At 45.6% G+C, this 22,382-nt stretch carries 16 protein-coding genes and 1 pseudogene; 15 read left to right on the top strand and 2 right to left on the bottom strand.

The genetic code is table 11. The annotated features are described in order from the left end of the window. The first annotated feature begins 245 nt into the window (after positions 1 to 245). The 5 genes from ftsE (at position 246) to DSBG_RS10155 (ending at position 5,563) form a co-directional block, all read left to right on the top strand. The gene (ftsE, locus tag DSBG_RS10175) at positions 246 to 932 is read left to right on the top strand and encodes a cell division ATP-binding protein FtsE (protein ID WP_068964145.1); all 687 of its coding nucleotides are present in this window, start codon (positions 246 to 248) and stop codon (positions 930 to 932) included. Continuing rightward, positions 922 to 1,812: a permease-like cell division protein FtsX gene (ftsX, locus tag DSBG_RS10170; RefSeq protein WP_068964142.1), complete on the top strand. Its 891-nt coding sequence runs from the start codon at positions 922 to 924 to the stop codon at positions 1,810 to 1,812. Before ftsE ends, ftsX begins: the two co-directional genes overlap by 11 nt. A gap of 98 nt (positions 1,813 to 1,910) precedes the next feature. Next, positions 1,911 to 3,050 carry a murein hydrolase activator EnvC family protein gene (locus tag DSBG_RS10165; RefSeq protein WP_083236808.1) on the top strand — a complete coding sequence of 380 codons (1,140 nt, stop codon included), beginning with the start codon at positions 1,911 to 1,913 and terminating at the stop codon, positions 3,048 to 3,050. Positions 3,051 to 3,122: 72 nt separating this feature from the next. Beyond that, a complete protein-coding gene (locus DSBG_RS10160) occupies positions 3,123 to 4,304 on the top strand; it encodes a S41 family peptidase (protein WP_068964140.1) in 1,182 nt (393 codons plus the stop codon). Between the two features lie 203 nt (positions 4,305 to 4,507). After that, positions 4,508 to 5,563, top strand: a complete 1,056-nt coding sequence (locus DSBG_RS10155) for a hypothetical protein (RefSeq protein WP_068964138.1) — start codon at positions 4,508 to 4,510, stop codon at positions 5,561 to 5,563. Here the strand turns inward: DSBG_RS10155 and DSBG_RS10150 are convergent. Both DSBG_RS10150 and DSBG_RS23675 read right to left on the bottom strand, forming a co-directional pair. Continuing rightward, a complete protein-coding gene (locus DSBG_RS10150) occupies positions 5,553 to 6,398 on the bottom strand; it encodes an HDOD domain-containing protein (RefSeq protein ID WP_068964136.1) in 846 nt (281 codons plus the stop codon). The two genes, DSBG_RS10155 and DSBG_RS10150, sit on opposite strands and share 11 nt — an antisense overlap. An 18-nt stretch (positions 6,399 to 6,416) precedes the next feature. Continuing rightward, positions 6,417 to 6,632: a phage holin family protein gene (locus tag DSBG_RS23675; protein WP_242877533.1), complete on the bottom strand. Its 216-nt coding sequence runs from the start codon at positions 6,630 to 6,632 to the stop codon at positions 6,417 to 6,419. A 215-nt stretch (positions 6,633 to 6,847) separates the two neighbouring features. On the opposite strand from DSBG_RS23675, the gene DSBG_RS10140 reads away from it, so the two are divergent. From DSBG_RS10140 to DSBG_RS10095, 10 genes and pseudogenes are all read left to right on the top strand, one after another. Beyond that, complete coding sequence (locus DSBG_RS10140; protein WP_068964133.1) at positions 6,848 to 8,209, top strand: sugar ABC transporter substrate-binding protein; 1,362 nt, start codon at positions 6,848 to 6,850, stop codon at positions 8,207 to 8,209. Positions 8,210 to 8,465: 256 nt separating this feature from the next. Continuing rightward, a pseudogene (uvrB, locus tag DSBG_RS10135) lies at positions 8,466 to 10,509 on the top strand (excinuclease ABC subunit UvrB). Positions 10,510 to 10,652: 143 nt separating this feature from the next. Further along, a complete protein-coding gene (uvrA, locus tag DSBG_RS10130) occupies positions 10,653 to 13,475 on the top strand; it encodes an excinuclease ABC subunit UvrA (RefSeq protein ID WP_068964130.1) in 2,823 nt (940 codons plus the stop codon). Positions 13,476 to 13,645: 170 nt separating this feature from the next. After that, positions 13,646 to 14,491 (top strand): Cof-type HAD-IIB family hydrolase, encoded by an 846-nt coding sequence (locus DSBG_RS10125; RefSeq protein WP_068964128.1) that lies wholly within the window; start codon positions 13,646 to 13,648, stop codon positions 14,489 to 14,491. Positions 14,492 to 14,547: 56 nt separating this feature from the next. After that, complete coding sequence (locus tag DSBG_RS10120) at positions 14,548 to 15,561, top strand: alpha-hydroxy-acid oxidizing protein (protein ID WP_068964127.1); 1,014 nt, start codon at positions 14,548 to 14,550, stop codon at positions 15,559 to 15,561. A gap of 202 nt (positions 15,562 to 15,763) precedes the next feature. Next, on the top strand, positions 15,764 to 16,876 hold the full coding sequence (locus tag DSBG_RS10115) for a polysaccharide deacetylase family protein (protein ID WP_068964125.1): 1,113 nt from the start codon (positions 15,764 to 15,766) through the stop codon (positions 16,874 to 16,876). Between the two features lie 159 nt (positions 16,877 to 17,035). Continuing rightward, positions 17,036 to 18,784: a B12-binding domain-containing radical SAM protein gene (locus DSBG_RS10110; protein ID WP_068964123.1), complete on the top strand. Its 1,749-nt coding sequence runs from the start codon at positions 17,036 to 17,038 to the stop codon at positions 18,782 to 18,784. A 15-nt stretch (positions 18,785 to 18,799) separates the two neighbouring features. Beyond that, a complete protein-coding gene (locus DSBG_RS10105) occupies positions 18,800 to 19,990 on the top strand; it encodes an ABC transporter substrate-binding protein (RefSeq protein WP_068964121.1) in 1,191 nt (396 codons plus the stop codon). A gap of 37 nt (positions 19,991 to 20,027) precedes the next feature. Continuing rightward, entirely contained in the window at positions 20,028 to 20,921 is an 894-nt protein-coding gene (rapZ, locus tag DSBG_RS10100; RefSeq protein WP_068964119.1) for an RNase adapter RapZ, read from the top strand. Beyond that, entirely contained in the window at positions 20,918 to 22,285 is a 1,368-nt protein-coding gene (locus tag DSBG_RS10095; protein ID WP_068964117.1) for a gluconeogenesis factor YvcK family protein, read from the top strand. The genes rapZ and DSBG_RS10095 overlap by 4 nt, the downstream gene beginning before the upstream one ends. The last annotated feature ends 97 nt before the right edge of the window (positions 22,286 to 22,382 follow it).

The following is a 22,382-nucleotide window of genomic DNA, read 5'->3' as shown; positions in this document are numbered from 1 at the left end:
AGAGTGCTTGTCTTTTTTTTCGTATACTAGTCAGATAGCATAACTTTACATACTTTATCTGTCAATTCACTCCAGCGAGAAGTGTTTGATTTGAAATTCCTCAACCGTGTCAATCATATTACTAAAAAAGTAGGTAAACAAACATAGGATTGCTTAGATTACAAACAGGATATCCGCGATGAGTGTCGAATGAATTAAGAGTTATGGAGAAAAAAGGGCTGGCGTGCGAAATCAAGGAGGATAGTATGATTCAGTTGAGAAATGTATCCAAGATTTATCCGAACGGTGCCAGAGCCCTAGTCGATGTCAATCTTAAAATTGGCAAAGGGGAATTTGTTTTTCTGGTGGGGCCAAGCGGGGCTGGTAAATCGACTCTTATTAAATTATTTTACAGGGATGAAACTCCGACGCGAGGGCAGGTTCAGATCAACAGTAAAAACCTGGTGCGTATGAAAGATTGGGAAGTACCTTATTTGCGGCGGGGCATCGGGGTAATATTTCAGGATTTTAAATTGTTGCCTAATAAAACGGTTTTTGAAAATGTAGCTTTTGCGCTTGAAGTAATCGGGGTATCTAAACGCGAGGTTAAGACTCGTACGCGCGTGACGTTAGAACTTGTCGGACTTGCGAGCAAAGAAAAATCCTTTCCACATGAATTATCTGGAGGGGAACAACAGCGTGTTTGTGTGGCGCGGGCAATTATTAATAATCCTGCATTGTTGGTGGCCGATGAACCAACGGGCAACCTAGACCCAGAAACTGCATGGGGGATTATGGATTTACTTTACAATATCAACAAGCGAGGAACGACGATTGTCATGGCGACCCATGCTAGAAACATTGTGGATAAGATGCAGAAACGGGTAATTGCCATAGAAAATGGCCAGGTTGCGCGGGATGAAGAAGAGGGGGGATACGGCTATGACGCTTAATTCCACTCGCTACGTTCTGCGAGAGACGGCTCACTCTATGAAACGCAATCCTTGGCTTAGCATCGCATCGGTATTAACCGTTATGGTCTCTCTGGTGATCTTAGGTTTCTCAGTGTTTTTCTTGGCCAATGCTTCCAACATGGCTAAATCTTTTGAATCTCAGTTGGAAATTGCCACATTCTTACAGAGTAGTGTAACCCCCGCCCAAGTACAGGCTTTGCAAAGCCAGATTCAGGGGATGCCAGGTGTTGCGTCTGTGACCGTCGTGACGAAGGACCAAGCCCTTATTGATTTCGGTAAAACGATGGGGGGAGCGCAAAGTAACCTCGTGACTGATCTGGGGGGAACCAATCCTTTCCCAGATAAGTTGACGGTTAAAGCAACGGATCCGCAAAATGTTAAGGCCCTAGCTGATGAAGTTTCCACTTTAACGGGCGTAGACAAAGTGCGCTATGGACAGGGATATGTGGACAAGCTTCTGAAATTCACGCAGTGGTTGAGGTGGATTGGCCTTGGAGTGGTCGCTGCATTTGCAATAGCAGCTATTGTGTTGATCTCCATTAATGTTAAAATGAATGTCTTTTCCCGGCGTCGCGAAATTCAGATTATGAAGTTAGTTGGCGCAAGTAACAGTTTTATCCGTTGGCCCTTTCTTATCGAGGGGTTGGCACTAGGCCTTGTAGGGGGCGCCCTAGCTTCTAGCATAGTCGGTGTAGGATATAATTGGATAATCAACTATGTTCAATCGACATTAACCTTTCTGCCAGTCGTTCAAAATATTATTCTCTTTCGCCAAGTGACTGGGGGTCTTTTGCTTGCAGGCATGGCAATGGGTGCCGTCGGAAGTGGGCTATCTTTGCAGAAGTTCCTCCGAGCTTAGAGAGAGTCTAATAGGCACTCTCCATTGTTACATAATCCTGTTTGCAGAGAAATTAAGAATACATTGAGAAATTATTAATTAAAGAACGGAGGGGTCGTTTGTTCCGGAAAAAAGGTATGCTGACTGTGGTACTTAGTTTTCTTTTGCTTGGAACTTCGGCTTTGCCTTCTTGGGCCGATGAACTAGGAGATGCCGTTCAGAAGAAGCAAAGTGTTAATGATCAAAAGAATCAAGCGCAAGGGAAGCTGAATCAACTAACCTTTACAGCCGATAAAATGAAGGATCAATTGACCGATCTAGAAACTCAAATTGCTAATGCTCAGACGCTTCTAAGTCAAAAGCAGGCGGCTTATACACAGGCCCAAGCACAGGTCCTCTCTGCTCAAAAAGAATTGGATCAAAAGCAAAAGGAGCTAGAAGGCCGTCAAAGCACCTTAGGGAAAAGAGCACGGGCAATTTATGAAAGTGGGCAGGTTAGCTATTTGGAACTGCTCTTTCAGGCTTCAGATCTTAGTGATTTCGTTACTAGAATGGAGTATTTCAACAAATTAGTGGACAATGATCGCCAAATATTGACGGGTATCAAATCCCAAAAGGAACAAATTGCTCAAAAAGCACTTGAATTGCAAAGTCGACGGGACCAAGCTGCCAAGCTCCAAGCCCAGGCTGCCTCTGTCCGCACCAGTCTTGACAAGACAAAAAATCAACAACGTATTGCCTTGGATCAGAATCTGAAGGCCCAACAAGTGGCAGCTGACAATATTGAGCGCTTGGAATCCGAGGCGAATGCCATGGCGGATAAGATCCGAAAACTTCAAGCGGCGCGCAAAGGAGGAGTAAGTGGATCAATCTCTACCTGGCCACTGCCGGGTTATTACGAAATTAGTGACCCTTTTGGTTGGAGGACTCACCCCATTACACATAAACAGAGTTTGCACACGGGAACCGATATTATTGCTCCATCTGGAACGAAGATTCATGCAGCTGGAGCAGGGGTCGTCATAATGGCTGGCTGGAATACAGCATATGGGAATATGATTATTATTGATCATGGTGGAGGGGTATCCTCACTTTATGGTCATCAGTCGAGCTTAAATGTGACCGAAGGTCAATCGGTACAAGCTAACCAAGTCATTGGATATGTAGGTTCAACTGGGTGGAGTACAGGATCACATCTGCATTTCGAAATCCGGGAAGGCGGGAACCCCACGGACCCTTTGCGTTTTTTTCCTAACTGATGGATAAGCAGTATTTCTACACTTGGATAAGCATATAATAGAGCTAGACTAGAGGGAAGGGGTTTGACTTGATTGCAGGAGTGGAACTGGAAAAGAATAGCTAAACACGTCGGAGTCGTCCTTCTGATTTTTTCGGTACTTGTAACCACAATAGTTGGAGGAATTATTCTTACCAACATAGATAATGTGGGGCGCTTAGTTCACGTTGTGCAGTTGATTCACAGCGACTACTTAGAAAAAGTAACGACAGATCAGCTTGTTGAAGGTGCGACCAAAGGCATCGTAGAGGAGTTGGGAGATCCCTACTCGACGTATCTGAATGCTAAAGAGAACCAAGAACTTTTCCAAATGCTTGAAGGAAAGTTCGGTGGAGTGGGGATTGTCCTTAGTCTAAAGGATCCTAAAAAGCTCGTGGTACTGCGCCCTATTAAGAATTCGCCAGCCAGCAAGGCAGGTATTCAGCCGGGAGATGTTGTCAGCAAGATTAATGATGCAGAGACCGCTGGCATGGATCAAGACAAAGCAGTGGGGATGATGCGAGGAGACCCTGGAACGAAAGTGGTTTTGGCCCTTTATCGGGAGAGCGCGAATAAGACCTTCACTGTGAGTTTAACGAGGGAAAATATCACCGTTCCAACGGTTGATGGGGAAGCATTACCAGGGCACTCGGATATCGCCTATATCAGTATTTCTCAGTTTGCATCGGATACTGGCGATGAACTTAAGGATACCCTCAGCAATATGAACATTACTAAATTCAAGGGACTTATCTTGGACATGAGGTATAACCATGGTGGAGAGCTCAATGCTGCCGTTCAGGTTGCTAGTTATTTTATTCCAGAAGGCCCCGTTGTTTATATTGTGGATAAACAAGGTCATGTGGATACAAAAATGGCAACAGGAACGTATTTAGGAATGCCTTTGGTGGTACTCGTTAATGAAGAAAGTGCTTCAGCGGCAGAAATTGTGGCGGGAGCAATCAAGGACAAAGGAACGGCAAGCCTTGTCGGAGTAAAAACGTTCGGCAAAGGGATTGTACAAACGATTTTCCCCTTGGATGGGGGAACCAGTGTCAAATTAACAACTGCCAAATACCTAACTCCAAATAAGGTGGATATCCACAAAAAAGGAATTGAACCGGATGTGAAGGTAGAGCTAGAAAAAGGGCAACAAGCTACTATTTCTCCGACAGATACTAACTTTGATCCACAGCTTCAAAAAGCCCTACAGACGCTCCAAGGGAAACTTAAATAAGGATTTCGAAAGGCACGCTTTTTATCTAAAGCGTGCCTTTCTTCGATATTCGTGGTTCGATGTTCGTAGTTCGAATAACGAATATCAAACCAAGAGTATGTGGTTCGAACCACGAACCACGAAATATCGAACCACGAGTAGTGACCGTCGTTTATGTTGTTGCATAAACTACGCTGACATAAAAAACGACGGAGGTAACAAGCATGGGTAATAAGACTGGGGTGCGACATTACTTTGCCGAAGGTATGACCACTAGAGGCTACATATCTCTGTTGCCGAACATGATGCCGAGTTGGCAGCGGGCTTATGTCTTATTAGGAGGACCAGGGACAGGAAAGTCGACCTTGATAAAAGTCATTGGCTTGGAATTATTGGATCGGGGCTATGACATTGATTTCTTACGTTCGGCTAGGGATCCGGATTCGATGGCGGGCTTTATTATGCCGCGTATGGGGTTGGCTATGTTGGATGCGATGGAGGTTTCTCCACTGCGTTGGCGGGCGCCAGGTGTTATCGAAAAGTTTATTGACTTTAGGATGTTCTGCGACGAACACATTTTAGAGAAGCAACGGGCCCAAATTTTGAAGATTGAGAATCGGCTTCAAGGGCTTCAAATGACCTTGGAGGAAGAGCTGGCTGCAAAACTTGGTTCGCTGATCGAGAATAGAGGACGCAAACCACATATAGAGAAGGAAGATATTTCCTGGATATTAGGGAATTCAGCCCGTCTAAAAATTAAGAAAGAACACACTGGGCCTTGGCCGCTCGCTGAAAATGCCATCAAGCTTTTGCAAAAAAGTGTCATTAATCCATATTTCCTACACGGCTTAACTGCGGAAGGATGGCTGAATCTTGCGCCTCATTTCCTCACCGATTTCGATCAAATCCGGCTTGAAGGAGATGAAACGTTGGATGCTTTAGACTGGGTCTTACGCGAAGCACAGCAATTAGGCCAAATGATTGAGATTGTCTTGCACCCTCTCAATCCTGATGAAGTGATCGGAATTGTTTTCCCGGAGAGGCATTTAGCAATTTGGCAAGGAAATCCGGAAAATTTGGCTGACCAAGGGCTGGAAAAACCTTTTAACGAAAAATTAATTGAGACCCTTGCGTCTTGGCAAACACACAGGTCTCAACTAAAGGCGATGTATATGGAGGCTGTGAATTTTGAACAATTGGATGCTTATCGGGAAACCGTGCTCAACCAGATTTTGTGTGATTTGAAAGAGGGTCACAATGCAGCGTTCCCTATGAACTGAATATAGTAGGATCCACAAGGAATTCCCCCAGGTCCGCCAGAAGAAGTTCAAGATCGGACTCTTTAAGGTTTAGTAGGTCGAGAGCTGTTTGTTGTATGGGGTTTAAAAAACTATCAACGCCGCCGCCGATTCCTAGTAGGCAGGCAAGTCCATTAGCAACGTAAACGACACAGGCTAATTCTGTGTAATTTTGGGCGCTTAAAGGAATATGGTGGTAGGTAATAGCCTGAACAAGATCATTCGGCAAATTCCAGGTTTTTGCCAGATATCCACCAACAGTTGCGTGGTTGTATCCTATGACCTTCTCTTCAAGCTCGACATAAGAAAGTTTTGCCTCATTTACTTTGTTCAACAGATAATCACCGACTTCTAGAACGTAAATGGAGATAATTAATTTTCCGATGTCATGAAGTAAACCAGCGGTAAAAGCAATATCCCCGAAAGTGAGTTTTTGGTGTCGACATAAACATTTTGCTGCCATGGCAGTCAGCAGAGAGTGTTTCCAGAGTCCCTCTTGTTCAATCTCGTAACCGACAAGCTGGTCCTTAAGTAAGGGCGCTATCGCGGCGGACATCGCTAGCCCTTGTAGCACCTGGAAACCAAGCATGACAATAGCTTCTTGAAGGGAAGAGATTCGCCTCGCGTAGCCATAATAAGCGGAATTAGCTTGTCGAAGTATACCGGCAGTTAGAGCTGGGTCTTGTCCGATAACGGTTTCAAGTTCTTTAACAGAGGTCGCAGGATTTTTGGTTAAGGCAATCACGCGCATGGCGGACGTAGGTAAGGGGGGGAGAGCTTGTACTCGCTTTAAGATGTGTTCCAATTTGATGGTCAATTAAAACCCCTCCTTCGTTTATTTAAAGATGTGAGTCAGAATTAAACTTATAATGCTGAGTACCAGTGCACCGACAAACGCACTGGAAAAGCCTCGAATGAAAAATCCTGGGACAAGCTTGGCGGTCAAGGCGAGCATTGCGCCATTAATAACTAAAGTGAATAATCCCAATGTCAAAAGTTGCAAAGGAAAGGTAAAAAACGAAAAGATTGGACGGACAAGGGTATTAACCAGACCCCAAACAAGTGCCGCCCAAATTGCGGTCGTGAAGCCAGCTAATCGAAAGCCGGAACAACAAGGGTCATTAAAACTAGAGCAAATGCATTAATAAACAAACGAACAATTAGTCCAATCATAAAAGTGATCTCCATTTCTACTGCATTTTTTTAGAGGACAAGGGAAAACTAACGAAAGAATTAAAGGATCAAGCTTCGAAAGGAGCGTGTCCCATGTCAAAAAGAAGACAATCCCTTTTAGTTATCCTTTCCTTAAGTCTTAGTTTAACAATAACTGGCTGTGGTCTACAAGCCCTTTTAGGAAACAAGAACAAAACTTCTTCGACCAAGGGAGGAACTGAGGCTTTTATCGCAGTTTCCTTAAATGAGGAAGATCCCAATAAATTACTTATTACCAAAGGGATCGATGATCTAGCGAAGAAAGAAAACGTTCAAGTAAAGTATATGGACCAAAGTACAGCGGGCAAAGAAACACCCTTGAAGGGGGCAAAAGTCCTGATTTATCAAGGGGGGAATGAGAGTCTTCTAAAGAGTGCAGAAACAGACAAAATTCCAGTGTTAGCCTTAAGTCAGCTTCCAGAAGACGTAAAGCTCGTAGGTATAATCACTCCAGATCAAGAAAAATCCGGAGAGCTTATGGCACAGACGTTAGTAAGTAAGGTTGCTGAGGGACAGGTCATAGTTTTGGGAGACCCAAGTGAAACCGGATACCAAGAACGCTTAGCAGGAATCAAAGTAATACTTAGCAAATATCCCAAAATTACAGTTCATAATATTGCAAGTTCTGCAGATTCTGAGTCGGGCGTCAAGCAGGGGTTAGTGGATTTTCTTCAGAAAAATCCCGGCAAGGTCCAGGGCATCTTAGCTTTTACCGAGAAATTAGCAGCTATAGCAAACGAAGTTTTAAAGCAAGCGCAGCTAGATAAGAACATCATCTTAGTTGGGGGACAAGCTAGTGTTCCCTCCTTACAAAGGATGTCGAGCGGAGCGCAGGTTGGTGATATTGATACTTCCCCTTATCTGCAGGGTGTCAATGCGTATCAGTGGGCTCAAAAGATTATAAAAAAGGAATCCCTAGATGTCAATGATTCAATCACCAGTGATCAAGGAGAAATTCCTGCCAAGGTTATCCCGGTTAAAGCTGTAACGCCAGATAATCTCGCGGTAATTCAGAAGAGTTATACTAAAACGACAGAAAGTGCAGAACAAGACCAAAAGAAAACTGAGCCAGCAAGTCAAGATGCTAAATCAAAAGATCAATCAAAAGATCAAGGGCAAGACAAGACAGAGGATCAGAGTGGTGATATGTCGGGAGCAAGCGGCGAAGGAGAGCAAGCTAAATCAAGTGCAATTCCTGCCGGAGTTCAGAAGGTTACGGAACGGATAAAGACTGAAACAACGCGCGAGTATCTTGATGCCCAAGGTAAGGTTATTGGCACTGAGAAAACTACCAATGAACAGGTAAAAACTGTGCCTTCCGAAATGTTAAAGCAACAATCAGAACAACAACCAAAAGATACATCGGGAGCTCAGGGAGATCAGTCGTCAGAAGACAAACAATCAAAAAAAGAATAAGAGGACAGAGAAATCTTGCATAAGCCGAAGGAAGTTCGGCTTTTTTCTTTTACTAGAAACTCTATTGTCAGAAGCCCTAGTAGAGTCTGCCTTATGTAATTGTATGACCAGTGGTATAATTATAGTTATGGGGACTTATTTTTAATTGAATAAGTCGTTAATTAGATGTAAGATAAAATAGAAATAATTATAAATCACAATTGAATATTTAGCTCGTGCGCATTAATTATTTTATTATAGAAAAGGAGACCGATGCATGGAATTCCATTTACATGCCCCCTATAAAGCGTCGGGAGATCAGCCACAGGCGATAGACGCTCTGGTCGCTGGAGTGAATGAAGGTCGGCGGCACCAGACGTTACTGGGGGTAACAGGGTCTGGAAAGACCTTTACAATGGCTAATATAATTACAAAGGTACAGAGACCGACTCTCATACTCGCGCATAACAAAACATTGGCAGCTCAACTTTACAGCGAGTTTAAGGAGTACTTTCCGGAAAATGCTGTGGAGTATTTCGTGAGTTACTATGATTATTACCAACCTGAGGCTTATGTACCCTCGAGTGATACGTTCATTGAAAAAGATGCTTCTATTAACGACGAAATCGAGAAATTGCGTCACTCAGCGACCGCTTCACTGCTTGAGCGGCGCGATGTGATCGTGGTGGCTAGTGTTTCCTGTATTTACGGTTTAGGTTCACCGGAAGATTATCGTGAGCTTGTTCTTTCGTTACGGCAGGGACAAGTTATTGATCGTAACGAGATTTTACGGAAGCTGATTTCGATACAATATGACCGTAATGATATAGCGTTTGCCCGGGGAACGTTTCGTGTCCGTGGAGATGTCGTAGAGATCTATCCCGCTGCGTCCAGTGAGCGGGTAGTTCGAGTGGAGATGTTCGGGGATGAGATCGAACACATTTACGAGATAGATGTCCTGACGGGAGAGATCTTAGGAGAACGGTATCATGTTTCGATTTTCCCGAACTCTCACTATGTAACGGCTCGTGAGAAAGTCACAGAAGCTGCAGATAATATTGAAAAGGAATTGGATGAACGGCTAAAGGTCTTAGAAACCGAAAGTAAGCTGCTAGAAGCACAGCGACTTGAGCAGCGGACACGCTATGATTTGGAAATGCTTAGGGAAATGGGTTTCTGTAACGGAATTGAAAATTATTCGCGCCATTTGACGTTCCGAGAACCGGGAGAGACTCCCTACACCCTCTTGCATTACTTCCCTGAGGATTTTCTCCTCTTTGTGGATGAATCCCACGTTTCGCTACCTCAGGTACGAGGGATGTATGAAGGAGACCGTTCGCGTAAAACTACTCTAGTGAACTATGGCTTTCGTCTCCCTGTGTGCCTTGGATAATCGACCTCTGACATTTACCGAGTTTGAACGGACAATAAAGCAAAGCGTCTTTGTAAGTGCTACGCCCGGCCCGTATGAAATTGCTCATTGCCCAACCGTTGTTGAGCAGATCATTCGTCCCACTGGCTTACTAGATCCGGAAGTTATTGTGCGCCAGACGAAAGGGCAGGTGGATGATTTGCTTGGGGAGATTAGAGCGCGGATCAGTCACGATGAACGAGTCCTTGTTACGACGCTAACAAAGAAAATGGCTGAGGACCTTACAGATTACTTCAAAAACCTAGAAATTAAGGTGAAGTACCTCCATTCAGATATTAAGACACTTGAGCGTGTGGAAATCCTGCGAGAGCTTCGCTTAGGCGCGATCGACGTAGTGGTTGGGATTAACCTTTTGAGAGAGGGGCTGGACCTACCGGAAGTTTCCCTTGTTGCAATTCTTGACGCCGACAAAGAGGGATTTCTGAGGTCGGATCGTTCCCTTATTCAGACCATCGGCCGTGCAGCGCGCAACGCCCAAGGTAAGGTTATCATGTATGGTGATAAGATCACCCGCTCAATGCAGCTAGCCTTGGATGAAACAAGTCGACGTCGAGCAATACAGCTGGCTTATAACGAAAAAATGGGGATTACTCCTCAAACGATTCATAAGGCAGTTCATGACGCGCCAGAGGCAACCAAAGTCGCTGAACTAAAGAAAACCTATGGAGCAAAACTACCACCCGAAGAGCTTGCCAATCTCATAAAAAATCTGGAACAAGAAATGCGCCTTGCAGCCCGAGACCTAGACTTCGAACGAGCTGCCGAAATCCGAGATGCTATGATCGAGCTAAAAGGGGAAGAAAATAAATACAAAATGACAAGCCAACAACGAGGTAATACGCGCTATAAGCGAGAAGGCAAAAAAGAAGGTAAGAAAGCAAGGAAATAATGAATATCATTTCCATCTTTCGTGTCGTGACGAGATAGGGTACAATGAAAGCAGAGCGAACACCAGTAAGGGTTATCCCCAACTTGTGTTCTGGAAGGACGCTAAGACACTTCCTCCCCAAACAGCAACTTAGGAGGCAAATCATGACCCAAGACTACTTGCGCGTGCGTGGAGCACGTGCTCATAACTTAAAGAATATCGACATCGACATCCCACGAGACAAACTGGTGGTAATCACCGGATTATCTGGCTCGGGAAAATCATCTCTTGCGTTCGATACAATTTATGCTGAAGGACAGCGGCGTTATGTCGAGTCCCTATCAGCCTATGCCCGACAATTTTTAGGTCAAATGGACAAGCCCGATGTGGATTCCATCGAAGGACTATCGCCTGCGATTTCCATTGATCAAAAGACGACTAACCGCAACCCTCGCTCGACTGTGGGTACGGCGACAGAGGTTTCCGATTACTTGCGACTGCTTTATGCGCGGATCGGTCATCCTCATTGTCCGCAATGTGGTCGAGGGATTTCTCAGCAAACCGTTCAGCAGATGGTTGATCATGTGATGCGTTATCCTGAGCGGACTAAACTACAGATTTTAGCCCCGCTCGTTAAAGGGAAAAAAGGAGAACATCAAAAGGTCTTTGAGGATGCTCGTAAGGCTGGGTATGTTCGGGTGCGTGTGGATGGAGAGACAAGGGACCTTAGTGAAGAAATAGATTTGGTAAAGAACAAAAAACACTCAGTTGAGGTCGTAATTGACCGTATATCTCTAAAACCTGAGAGCGCTGAGCGTTTGGCGGATTCTTTAGAAACAGCCCTCAAACTCGGTGAAGGAAATGTCATTGTGGACATCACCGATGGAGAGGAGTTGCTTTTTAGCGAGAATTTCGCCTGCCCGGATTGTGGGATTGCTCTCGAAGAAATTTCGCCACGTCTATTTTCCTTTAATAGTCCCTATGGTGCTTGCCCTACGTGTACAGGACTAGGAGCAAATCTTGAAGTGGACATTGATCTGCTCCTCCCTGACCGTTCCCTGTCTTTGGCAACAGGGGCAATTGCGCCCTGGGCCAAATCAACCTCGAACTATTATCCCAAGATGATGGAAGCCGTCGCTATAAACCTAGGATTCGAGATGGATACTCCGTTGAAGGAACTCGATGAGAACCAATGGAAAGGGTTACTGTATGGCACAGAGACCCCCATTCATTTTAAATACCAAAATATTTTTGATCAGCTAAAAATATTTAATGCCAAATTTGAAGGGCTAGTGCCTTTTTTTGGACGTCGCTATCGAGAGTCAACCTCGGATATGGTGCGCCTCGAAATCGAAGGGTATATGAGTGAACATCCTTGTCCTGCCTGTCAGGGAAAACGTCTCAAACCTGAAGCGTTAGCAGTGAAGGTGGGTGGGATCTCTATTGATGATTTGACTCGCCTTTCGATTACTGAAACAATTAGCTTCTTAAATAAATTAACTCTTACGCCGAAAGAAGAAACGATCGCCCATCAAATCTTAAAGGAGATCAGGGAAAGACTGGGGTTTTTGGTAAATGTCGGGTTGGATTATCTGACGCTGGCACGTTCGGCAGGTTCGCTTTCGGGGGGAGAAGCACAACGGATCCGCTTGGCGACACAGATTGGGTCAAGCCTGATGGGTGTCCTCTATGTTTTGGATGAACCGAGCATTGGGCTCCACCAGCGGGATAATGCTCGCCTGCTTTCAACACTTAAGCGTTTACGGGACCTTGGAAATACCCTAATTGTGGTCGAGCATGATGAAGATACGATGGTTGCTGCGGACCATATTATTGATATTGGTCCCGGCGCAGGGGCCCATGGCGGGCGAGTAGTGGCCGCGGGCACAATTGAGGAAATCAAAACTATCGAGGAATCGATTACGGGGCAATATCTATGTGGCCAAAAACAGATTTTGGTGCCCGAGAACCGCCGGCAGCCTAACGGAAAGTGGCTTGAAGTTTTTGGAGCTCGAGAAAATAACTTAAAGGATATTCATGTGCGTATCCCTTTAGGTCTGTTTACCTGTGTAACCGGGGTCTCGGGGTCGGGTAAAAGTACCTTGGTCAATGAAATCATCTACAAAGGTTTAGCAACCAAGCTTGGCAGCGCCCGGCATCGTGCTGGAGCACACGAGCGCTTGGAGGGATTGGAGCATTTAGATAAGATCATTGATATTGATCAGTCTCCGATCGGACGGACTCCCCGTTCAAACCCCGCTACGTATACAGGTGTCTTTGATTTTATCCGAGAACTCTTTTCCATTACACCGGAAGCAAAGATGCGAGGATACAAACCAGGTAGGTTTAGCTTCAACGTTAAAGGCGGTCGTTGTGAGGCATGTCGTGGAGACGGAATTATTAAGATTGAAATGCACTTCCTTCCAGATGTCTACGTTCCCTGTGAAGTTTGCGAGGGAAAACGCTACAATAGGGAAACTTTGGAAGTTCGCTATAAAGGTAAAAGTATTGCTCAGGTCCTCGACATGACCGTGGATGAGGCCGTGGAGTTCTTCAAAGCGGTGCCGAAAATTTCCCGGAAATTTCAGACGATGCAAGATGTGGGCTTAGGGTACATTCGCTTAGGTCAACCGGCAACCACATTATCTGGGGGAGAAGCCCAACGGATTAAGCTGGCCACAGAATTGAGCCGACGCAGTACGGGAAAAACAATTTATATTCTCGATGAACCGACGACCGGTTTGCACACAGCGGATATCGACAAACTCCTCCAAGTGCTCCATCGTTTGGTCGATGCAGGGGATACTGTGCTCGTCATTGAGCATAATCTCGATGTTATTAAAACGGCGGACTGGCTTATTGATCTTGGACCTGAAGGGGGAAACCGCGGTGGAGAGGTACTGATAGCAGGGAAGCCAGAGGATGTTGCCGCTTTGCCAGCATCATATACAGGACAGTATCTAAAACGTTACCTAGGGCATATTTGATATTAGTAGTTCGTGGTTCGAACCACGAACTACTAATTTGTCACAAGGGGAAAGGAATGGCCTTTTCTCTGTCGAATAATATAGAATAATGCTTAGAGGCACAATGGAATATGGGATATAGGATATAGGATATTCGTAGTTCGAACTACGAACTAAGGAGTGGTAAGGTCGTGGCGATTCGGTTAATAGCTATGGATCTGGATGATACGTTGCTTAGGGATGATTGGACAATTTCCCCTCGAGTTGAGAAGGCGATTCAAAGGGCTCAGGCCCAAGGCGTTAAAGTAACAATTGCTACCGGGCGTATGCCTATTTCTACCCGTCCTTATGCAGAACAACTAAAACTGGACGTCCCGGTGATTACATATCATGGAGCGATGGTTCAACAGGCTTTAAGCGGTGATATTCTTTTTCGGCGAGTTATTCCCAGTGCTGTGGCAGCTGAAATTGTTCGGTATGTTTTAGAACAGGGGGTCTATACCCAGATTTATCTTAAAGACCGTGTCATTACGACAAAACGGAATGGATTTTCGCGCGATTATGCGCAAATTTCCAGTGTCCGTATCGAGGAAGCAGATCTCTTAATCATCCTTTCCCAAGAACCCGAAGGAATAGAGAAAATTCTTCTGATGGGAGAGGAAGCGGAGCTAGACCAAATGGCTCCTTTGTTGAGACAACGTTATGGGGAAAAGGTGAATATTACTAAGTCCAAGCCTTGTTTTCTAGAAATGACGGATTGTGCTGTCAACAAAGGGGTTGCTCTGGCCGCATTAGCCGAACGTCTAGGAATTGTCCAAGAAGATGTGATGGCGATTGGAGATAGTTTCAATGATTTAGAAATGATTAAGTACGCGGGTCTAGGTGTGGCAATGGGAAATGCTCAATCGGCAATTAAGGAACAAGCGGATATTGTGACAGTAACGAATCAGGAAGATGGGGTGGCGGAAGCCATTGAACGCTATGTTCTGGATAGAACTCTTTCAGAAACAAATAATAGTAACAGTGCTTTTGATTAATAAAGTCGCTATAGGCACGATGCATCGTATCTAACAGAAAAATGGAGGAGTATGTAATGGATATGAAAACAGTTCGCCAAACTGCCCGAGAAAAGCTTAAGGGATTTTGTAGGGTTTGTCCCGAGTGTAATGGCAAAGCCTGTGCAGGTGAAGTTCCAGGTATGGGAGGACTAGGAACCGGGGCATCTTTTAAAAGTAATGTGGAAATGCTGGCTGCATTTCGTCTTAATATGAGGACACTTCATGGTGCTAAAAATCCGGATACAACCTACAAACTTTTCGGACTAGATCTGGCTACGCCAATTCTGGGCGCACCGATTACCGGTAATGTTTATAACATGGGTGGGGCTTTGAACGAAGAAGAATGGGCAGAGGCAATAATTCAGGGGTGTCTAACTGCAGGGACTTTAGCGTGTACTGGGGATGGAGCGGACCCGGCAATGTATAATTCTGGGGTGGATGCTATAGTCAAGGGCCAAGGTCGAGGTATTCCGTTCATTAAACCTAGGGAGCAGGAAGAGGTCCTCAAATATCTGCGGCGCGCTGAGGAAGCGAGGGTCTTAGCGGTAGGTATGGACATAGATGGAGCAGGTCTAGTTACTATGGCTTTAAAGGGACAACCCGTTGGTCCTAAAACAAAAGAAGAAATGAAAGAAATCATTTCCAGCACATCTTTACCATTTATTATTAAAGGCATTATGACGGTGGACGAGGCGGAAGTGGCGATTGAAGTGGGTGCAGCAGCAATTGTCGTATCGAACCACGGCGGACGAGTGCTTGATCATACGCCCGGCACGGCTGAGATTCTGTCGGAAATTGCTGCCGCCGTTCATGGACGAATCCCAGTAATCGTTGATGGTGGAATTCGATCCGGTACAGATGTATTAAAAATGTTGGCACTCGGTGCGGATGCAGTCCTGATTGGAAGACCGCTTATTATCTCCGCATACGGTGGAGGCGCCGAGGGGATCTCTTTAGCGCTTAAAACAATGACCAATGAACTAAAACAGGCTATGATTTTGACGGGTTGTGCAACACTTGAAGAGATCAACATGGATGTGTTGTTGTAAATATAGCTGAAGAAAATGAAGACAGGCGATTATCAATAATAAGGGAATACAATTGAAGATACTTAATGGAGTTTTGAACTATATTATTCCCGTTCTAGTTAAATAAATCTAAGAGTTTGTCCGTGATCTGATATTCCAAGTACAAATAAAGTATTATATAGCGAACTACGAATTACGAACATCTAGATTGGGGGTGGGCACTATGAGGATAAAACATTGGCAGAGATGGCGTGTAACCATTGTGATGCTGACACTTCTGACAAGCGTATATATAGGGGGATGTCATCCAGTGACGACTTCTACGTCGGGAACCACCGGGCCAATTCAAACCCCTCATTCCTCAGATCCAGCAAGCACACAGGTACCAACACCGGATCAGACGACAGAGCCAATACCCGAACAAGAGGCGGAACCAATGCCCAAGCAGGAGACAGAGCCAAGGCCTGAGCAGGAGACAGCACCGATACCCGAGCAGGAGACAGAACCGTTACCTGAACAGACTACGGAACCAATACCCGAACAAGAAACCGATACCGTTCCTCCAGTTCTTGCGGACGAAAGTGATGACAATCCTGCGCCCACGCCCCCAGCGGCTCTGCCTCAGACCCCAATTCATCCCTATTATCTCTTGAGTGGTATTCCACCGAGTGCGCCGGGGCTGGCCATGCGGGTAAGAGTGTTTAATGTAGAACCGAAAAAAATTGCTTATTTGACATTTGATGACGGTCCCTACCCTCAAACTACGCCTCGTATCCTTAAGATCCTTCAGGATGAAGGTGTAAAAGCAACGTTTTTCGTAGTGGGAAGGCAAGTGGAAAAGTATCCTGACCTCTTAAAAGCCGAATATGAGCAAGGGGAGGGGATAGGAAATCACAGTTATTCCCATGATTATAATTTGCTTTATCGCAGTCCAGAGACTTTTTTGGCGGAAATTAAACAGACGGAAGAACTTATTTTTAAAACCCTTAAAGTCCGTCCCAAAATTGTTCGGGCACCGGGTGGAACTCAGGGCCATTTTCATGTCAACTATTATAATGCACTCGATGCTGCAGATTACTTGATCTATGACTGGAACGTCAGTAGCGGAGACGCTGACGCTTCTCTTGTCCTGGCAGAGCAACTCGTTCAAAACGTGGAAAATCAAGTGCCGGGTAAAGCGAGGACTATTATTTTAATGCATGACGCAGGAGCTAAGATCACAACGATTGATGCGCTACCCCAGATTATTCAATACCTCAAGCAACAAGGATATTCCTTCGGTGTAATTACGCCGAAAGTTGCTCCAATCCTTTTCCCGGGGGGATTCCAGAGCTGAAATTCAGTGTCCATGAACAAAGGAGTCCAATGCCTGTTCAGGCATTGGACCCTTTGGGGTGTCTCGTTTCGTTATTTTGTTTGCTCTCGTGCATTCTGGCACAAGAATTGCAATAAGGGGCCTAAACCGCTATACTTAAAGCGAAGGGAAGTGGCAGAATTGCGTGTTCTTTTAGTTGCCCTCAATGCAAAATATGTTCATACGAATCTAGCCCTTCGCTATTTGCGAGAAGAGGTTCGCGCAGTTTATCCGGATGTCTTGCTTCGGGAATTTAGCATTAATGAACACCTTGATCAAATTGCCGGAGAAATCTATGAAGCCAAGGCCGATGTCATTGGCTTTTCCTGTTATATTTGGAATATGAAAGAGATAGCAGCGCTGATCAGGCGTCTTCACCCAGTTTGTCCAGATACACGGTTCGTCATCGGAGGCCCAGAAGTATCGTTTGAGGCTGAGGAGTTTCTTCGCGAGCATCGAGAAGTGGATGCCCTTGTTATCGGCGAAGGGGAAAAGACATTTTTAGAGCTACTTATCGGATGGCAAAACGGTCGTGACCTTTCTCACGTAGCAGGTATAGCTTGGTCAGAAAACGGTAAGATCACGGTCAATCCTCCTAGACCAGCATCGCCTGATTTAAACGATCTCCCGCTTCCATATACAGAGATTGAAGACTTCACAGGCCGTCTTGTCTATGTTGAAACAACTAGGGGATGTCCATTTAACTGTCAGTATTGCTTGTCCTCGACGTTTAAGGGTGTTCGATTTTTAGAGCCAGAGCGGTTTCGGAGAATGTTTCGTCACTTACTGGAAAGCGGTGTGGGAACAATAAAGTTTGTGGATCGCACGTTTAATGCTAATAAGCGTCATGCTATGGAGATTTTGAATATAGTGCAGGAAGAGAGCGAGAAGCTCCCCGATGCCCACCGAATTCGTGTTCATTGTGAAATAGCAGGAGACCTATTGGATGATGAATGGATGGATTATTTTAGAAATTATCCACGTGGTTTAATCCAATTGGAAATTGGGGTACAATCGACTCATTTACCGACACTTGAGATTGTTGCGCGCCCGCAAAATTTTGAGGACTGGAAAAAATTTATACCAGAATTGCAAAGCTTTGAAATACCGCTGCACCTTGATCTGATTGCCGGATTACCGGAGGAAAACTGGTCTACTTTTCGGATCTCTTTTAACGATGTCTACCTAATAAAACCAGATATGCTCCAGCTCGGGTTTTTAAAAGTACTTAAAGGGTCGGGGCTTCGTCTGCAAAGCAAACGTTATGGTCTCGTATTCACCCCAGATCCACCCTATACGATTTTAGAAACCCCGTTCATGTCACATAGTGAGATACTTCAATTGCAACGCATGGAAGACTTAATCGATAAATACTATAATTCAAAGAAGTTCGCCCACGCCTTGCATGAAATTCTTAAACTCTTTGCAACACCGTTTGATTTTTACGATCAATTCGCAGAGTTTTGGCAGCAAGAAGGTTGGTTTTACCGACAATGGTCAGGTAAAGCCCTGTTTGACAAACTCTGGGAATTCGTGGCGAGTACAGTACCCTATGACGCTGTTTTGTGGGATAAACTCCGCGATGCCTTGCGTTTTGATTATTACATGTGGGAGCGTCCACGCAACGTTCCTGATTGGCTCGAAGTAGGCTCGGAGGCTGAGGAGGAAGCAGAGGAGTGGAGAACTGAGCAGGAGACCATTCGGCGAGCCAGTTATTGGGCAAATGTGATTCCAGAGTCAGTAGAAATGGACCGACGTCAGTGGAATCGCAACACGGCAGTGGCCCGGTTCACTTCTGATGTATTAAAGGTTGGGGAATCCAACGGGTCATGCTGGTATCTTTTTCACTATCAACATGGGAGCGTGAAGGCCTACCGGTATGACGAATGAATGGAGTGCAGTAACATGAATTCCCGAAATTTTCTGTGTAAAACCTTATTGAGTTGGTTTTGCATACTTATATTGATAGTCGTTGCCGGGTGCACGAAAACACCCCAGACAGGACAACCAGGAGGACCGGCACCCGCAGTAGTCGAAGTCTGGCATACCCTACAAGGGGCTGAGGTAGCTGCTTTACAAGGACAGATTCAAACAATCATGAAGACCCATCCTGAGGTGATCATTAAGCTCAAATATGTGCCGGAACAAAACTTTGTAGCTTTTTCTTACCAAGCCGAAGCGGGAGGGAAAGGTCCGGAAATATTTATTGCTTCGAGAGAGATACTTCGCCAACTTTACGGGCAGGGGGCGTTAGCACCTACAGCATATCTGGATCGGGATGCTTTTCCTGCAACGTTGGCTGGTTTCCGATTTGGGGGAGTGGAGTATGCTCTCCCTTGGTTGACAGATGTTCCTTTGCTTTATTTTAGAACGGATACAGCTACTGTCCCTGCCAGTTTGGCTGACCTTTTTTCAACTAAAGGAGGGGTTTCCGTTACAGCCGCGGATACCGCCACACTTTCAGCATGGTGGAGGGGGCAAGGTGGGAAGTTGATGAATGCGGGCAAACCGGTTATCAACGATCCCAGCAACGTGGCGTTTCTTCAACAACTCTTGACTTGGCAGAGTAGTAAAGTCCTGCGTATTGATCCAAACACTTTAGCGTCCTTTGCGGGTGGGCAAACACCCTACATGATAGCGGGAGCGAGTCAAGCGAAACTCTTAAATGGGCAAAATGTGCCTTGGGGAAGTATGCCGCTGGTGGAATTGGTGAGTGGGCCAGGACAACCGCTTTTGGGATCGACACTGGGAATTGCTAATTCTGTGGTTGGGACAAATGAAGCAATGATGCCAGCGATTCAAACCGTGGAAAGCGCACTGCTTGCTGTGGGAGTTGAAGGAGCTCTGATGCAAGCTGGACGTCTTCTCCCAGCCAATATGGGATATTATCGTCTTCCCGAAGTCCAGAAAGGTGTCTTTCCCCAGGCAAATAGTGCTTTGACTAAGGCCTGGGCTTTGGAAGGAGATGCCCCTGAGTGGAAGTTGATTCCCCTTCAAGATGAAGCCTGGAGAAATTCGCTGGCAGGAAACGTCTCGCCGGAGGATGCACTCGCCAGTGCTCAGGGGAAAGCTGGAAAGGCTTTATCAGCTAAGTGACAGCCGTAATTTAAAATCAGAGCAGGGGGTGAAAGTAGTGGATAAAAAAGGATTAGAGCTAGTGGTCATCACGGGTTTATCTGGTGCTGGAAGAACTCAGGCAATGCAAAGTCTTGAAGATCAAGGGTTTTTCTGTGTTGACAATTTGCCACCCACCTTTCTTGTGAAATTTGCGGAGCTTTGTGCCCAGTCCCGAGGCAAGGTTTCTAAAGCAGCGATTGTTTGTGATTTGCGCGGAGGAGAATTTTTTTCCTCACTGAGTGAAGCCTTAAGCAATTTGGAAAAGGAGGGCTTTCATCTGCGAGTCCTCTTTCTGGATTCATCGGATGAAACGTTAATCCGCCGTTACAAAGAATCGCGACGTCGGCATCCTCTTTCTCCTCGTGGTCGAGTTCTAGATGGCATTCAGGCTGAACGTCTACAACTGGAGGAGCTAAGAATCCGGGCCGACGATATTATTGACACGTCCAACTTAAGCTCTCAACAACTCCGTAGTCAAGTGGCTGAGTTATTTGGTAAAGCACAAGGTCTGGAACAAATGGCTGTTTCCGTGATATCCTTCGGCTTTAAATATGGAATTCCTATGGACGGTGATCTTGTCATGGATGTGCGTTTTTTGCCGAATCCATTTTATGTTGAGACTTTACGTCCGCTGACTGGGGAGCATAACCTGGTCCAGGAATATGTCTTTGGCAATCCAATGGCCCAAGAGTTCATGGAGAAGTACCTATCCTTACTTGAATATATCCTCCCTAATTATGTTAAAGAGGGTAAAACACACTTGGTTATTGGGATCGGGTGTACCGGTGGACAACACCGCTCCGTGGCCATTGCGGAACGGGTTGGACAATTTTTAAAGGAACGTAATTACGCCATCAGTGTTAAACATCGGGACGCCTTGAAAAATCAGAAACATGGAACGGCGCGATGAAACCAAAGATGAGTGAGGGACTCTCACGCTATCTGAAGTGGCTTTACCCCAATCTGAAAGTGAAACGGTGGTTTCTCCTGGCGGTTCTCGGAATTTTCCTGTTCGCAACTGGGTTTTCAGTCATGAATGACGGAGTTGCGCTTGGCTATGCTGAGTTACAGTTCAGAGAGGTTATCTATCGAGTGACGGGCAGTACACCGCTCACAGCTGTGCCGGCCGGTGTGGTCATCAGTGCTTTAGGGATCTTTGCTATCATTCTAGGTTTTAAACGCATGCTCTACTCTATTATTTCATCAGTACTCCCAGATAACGAAGGAAGAATCGTGGATGTGATTTACGCCCGTCATCATTTGCGCAGAGGGCCTAAGATTGTCGTTGTCGGTGGGGGGACCGGACTTTCTGCTCTTCTGCGCGGACTTAAACAGTACAGTTGTAATCTTACGGCGATTGTTACGGTTGCGGATGATGGTGGAAGCTCAGGAAAATTACGGCTTGAAATGGGTATTCAACCCCCAGGGGATGTGCGAAATTGCTTAGTCGCCTTGGCAGATACAGAGGAGATTATGGACACGCTCTTCTCTTATCGTTTTGAAAGCGGAACACTGGAAGGGCATAGTTTAGGAAACCTGCTTCTGGCAGGGCTAACCGATACGTTTGGCGATTTTCAAAAAGGAATCGAAAAAATTAGTAAAGTGTTTGCTATCCGCGGCAAGGTATTCCCTTCCACTTTGGAACAAATTGTGCTTAAGGCGGAATTTGAAGATGGCTCCCAGGTTGAAGGGGAAACAGCGGTCCGTGACACCGAAGGAAAGATTCACCGGGTTTACCTGGAACCTAGTGATTGTCACCCTTTGCCTGAAGCTTTGCAGGCCCTTGAGGAGGCAGATCTTATTGTTCTGGGTCCAGGAAGTCTATATACAAGTGTATTACCCAATTTATTGGTAGGAGGCCTCAGAGATAAAATCCGGGAAGTAAAGGCTCCTTGTGTCTATGTATGTAATGTTATGACGGAAAAAGGGGAGACAGACGGTTACCGGGTGTCCGACCACCTTAAGGCCATTCTGGACCATTGCGGTCCAAACTTTGTTGATGCGGTACTGGCCAATAAGGGGGAAGTAACAGCGACGAGTTTAATGAGGTATGTCAAGGAAGAAGCCGTACCTGTCGTTACTGATCCTAAAGACGTCGAACATCTTGGTGCCAAATATTTTGAGGCACATTTAGTGCAAGAAGGGGACGTCATTCGCCATGATTCAGATCGGTTGGCAAAGGAACTAGTGCGGTTACTTTTTCGTTTAAAACCTATGGGAGAGAGAATTGCTTTAGTTGATGCGTATTTGCTCTCTCAGAAGCTCCGCGAATAGCGAAGCACGAAGTACGATGCACGACGCACGAATGGAGATGTTCGATATCGGGACGTTCAAAGTTCCCAGTCGAACCTCGTGCCTCGAGCCTCGAGCC

Source organism: Desulfosporosinus cupriresistens (assembly GCF_001707885.1).
Classification (GTDB): Bacteria; Bacillota; Desulfitobacteriia; order Desulfitobacteriales; family Desulfitobacteriaceae; genus Desulfosporosinus.
The sequence above is the reverse complement of the archived record's forward strand: the minus strand, read 5'-3'. Positions and strand labels throughout refer to the sequence as shown.

What these genes read in the sequence shown, in the direction of transcription:
- DSBG_RS10115 (WP_068964125.1), top strand. Translation starts at nt 15,764, where the DNA reads ATGAGGATAAAACATTGGCAGAGATGGCGTGTAACCATTGTGATGCTG.
- ftsE (WP_068964145.1), top strand. Translation starts at nt 246, where the DNA reads ATGATTCAGTTGAGAAATGTATCCAAGATTTATCCGAACGGTGCCAGA.
- DSBG_RS10095 (WP_068964117.1), top strand. Translation starts at nt 20,918, where the DNA reads ATGAAACCAAAGATGAGTGAGGGACTCTCACGCTATCTGAAGTGGCTT.
- ftsX (WP_068964142.1), top strand. Translation starts at nt 922, where the DNA reads ATGACGCTTAATTCCACTCGCTACGTTCTGCGAGAGACGGCTCACTCT.
- uvrA (WP_068964130.1), top strand. Translation starts at nt 10,653, where the DNA reads ATGACCCAAGACTACTTGCGCGTGCGTGGAGCACGTGCTCATAACTTA.
- DSBG_RS10105 (WP_068964121.1), top strand. Translation starts at nt 18,800, where the DNA reads ATGAATTCCCGAAATTTTCTGTGTAAAACCTTATTGAGTTGGTTTTGC.
- DSBG_RS10155 (WP_068964138.1), top strand. Translation starts at nt 4,508, where the DNA reads ATGGGTAATAAGACTGGGGTGCGACATTACTTTGCCGAAGGTATGACC.
- DSBG_RS10140 (WP_068964133.1), top strand. Translation starts at nt 6,848, where the DNA reads ATGTCAAAAAGAAGACAATCCCTTTTAGTTATCCTTTCCTTAAGTCTT.
- DSBG_RS10120 (WP_068964127.1), top strand. Translation starts at nt 14,548, where the DNA reads ATGGATATGAAAACAGTTCGCCAAACTGCCCGAGAAAAGCTTAAGGGA.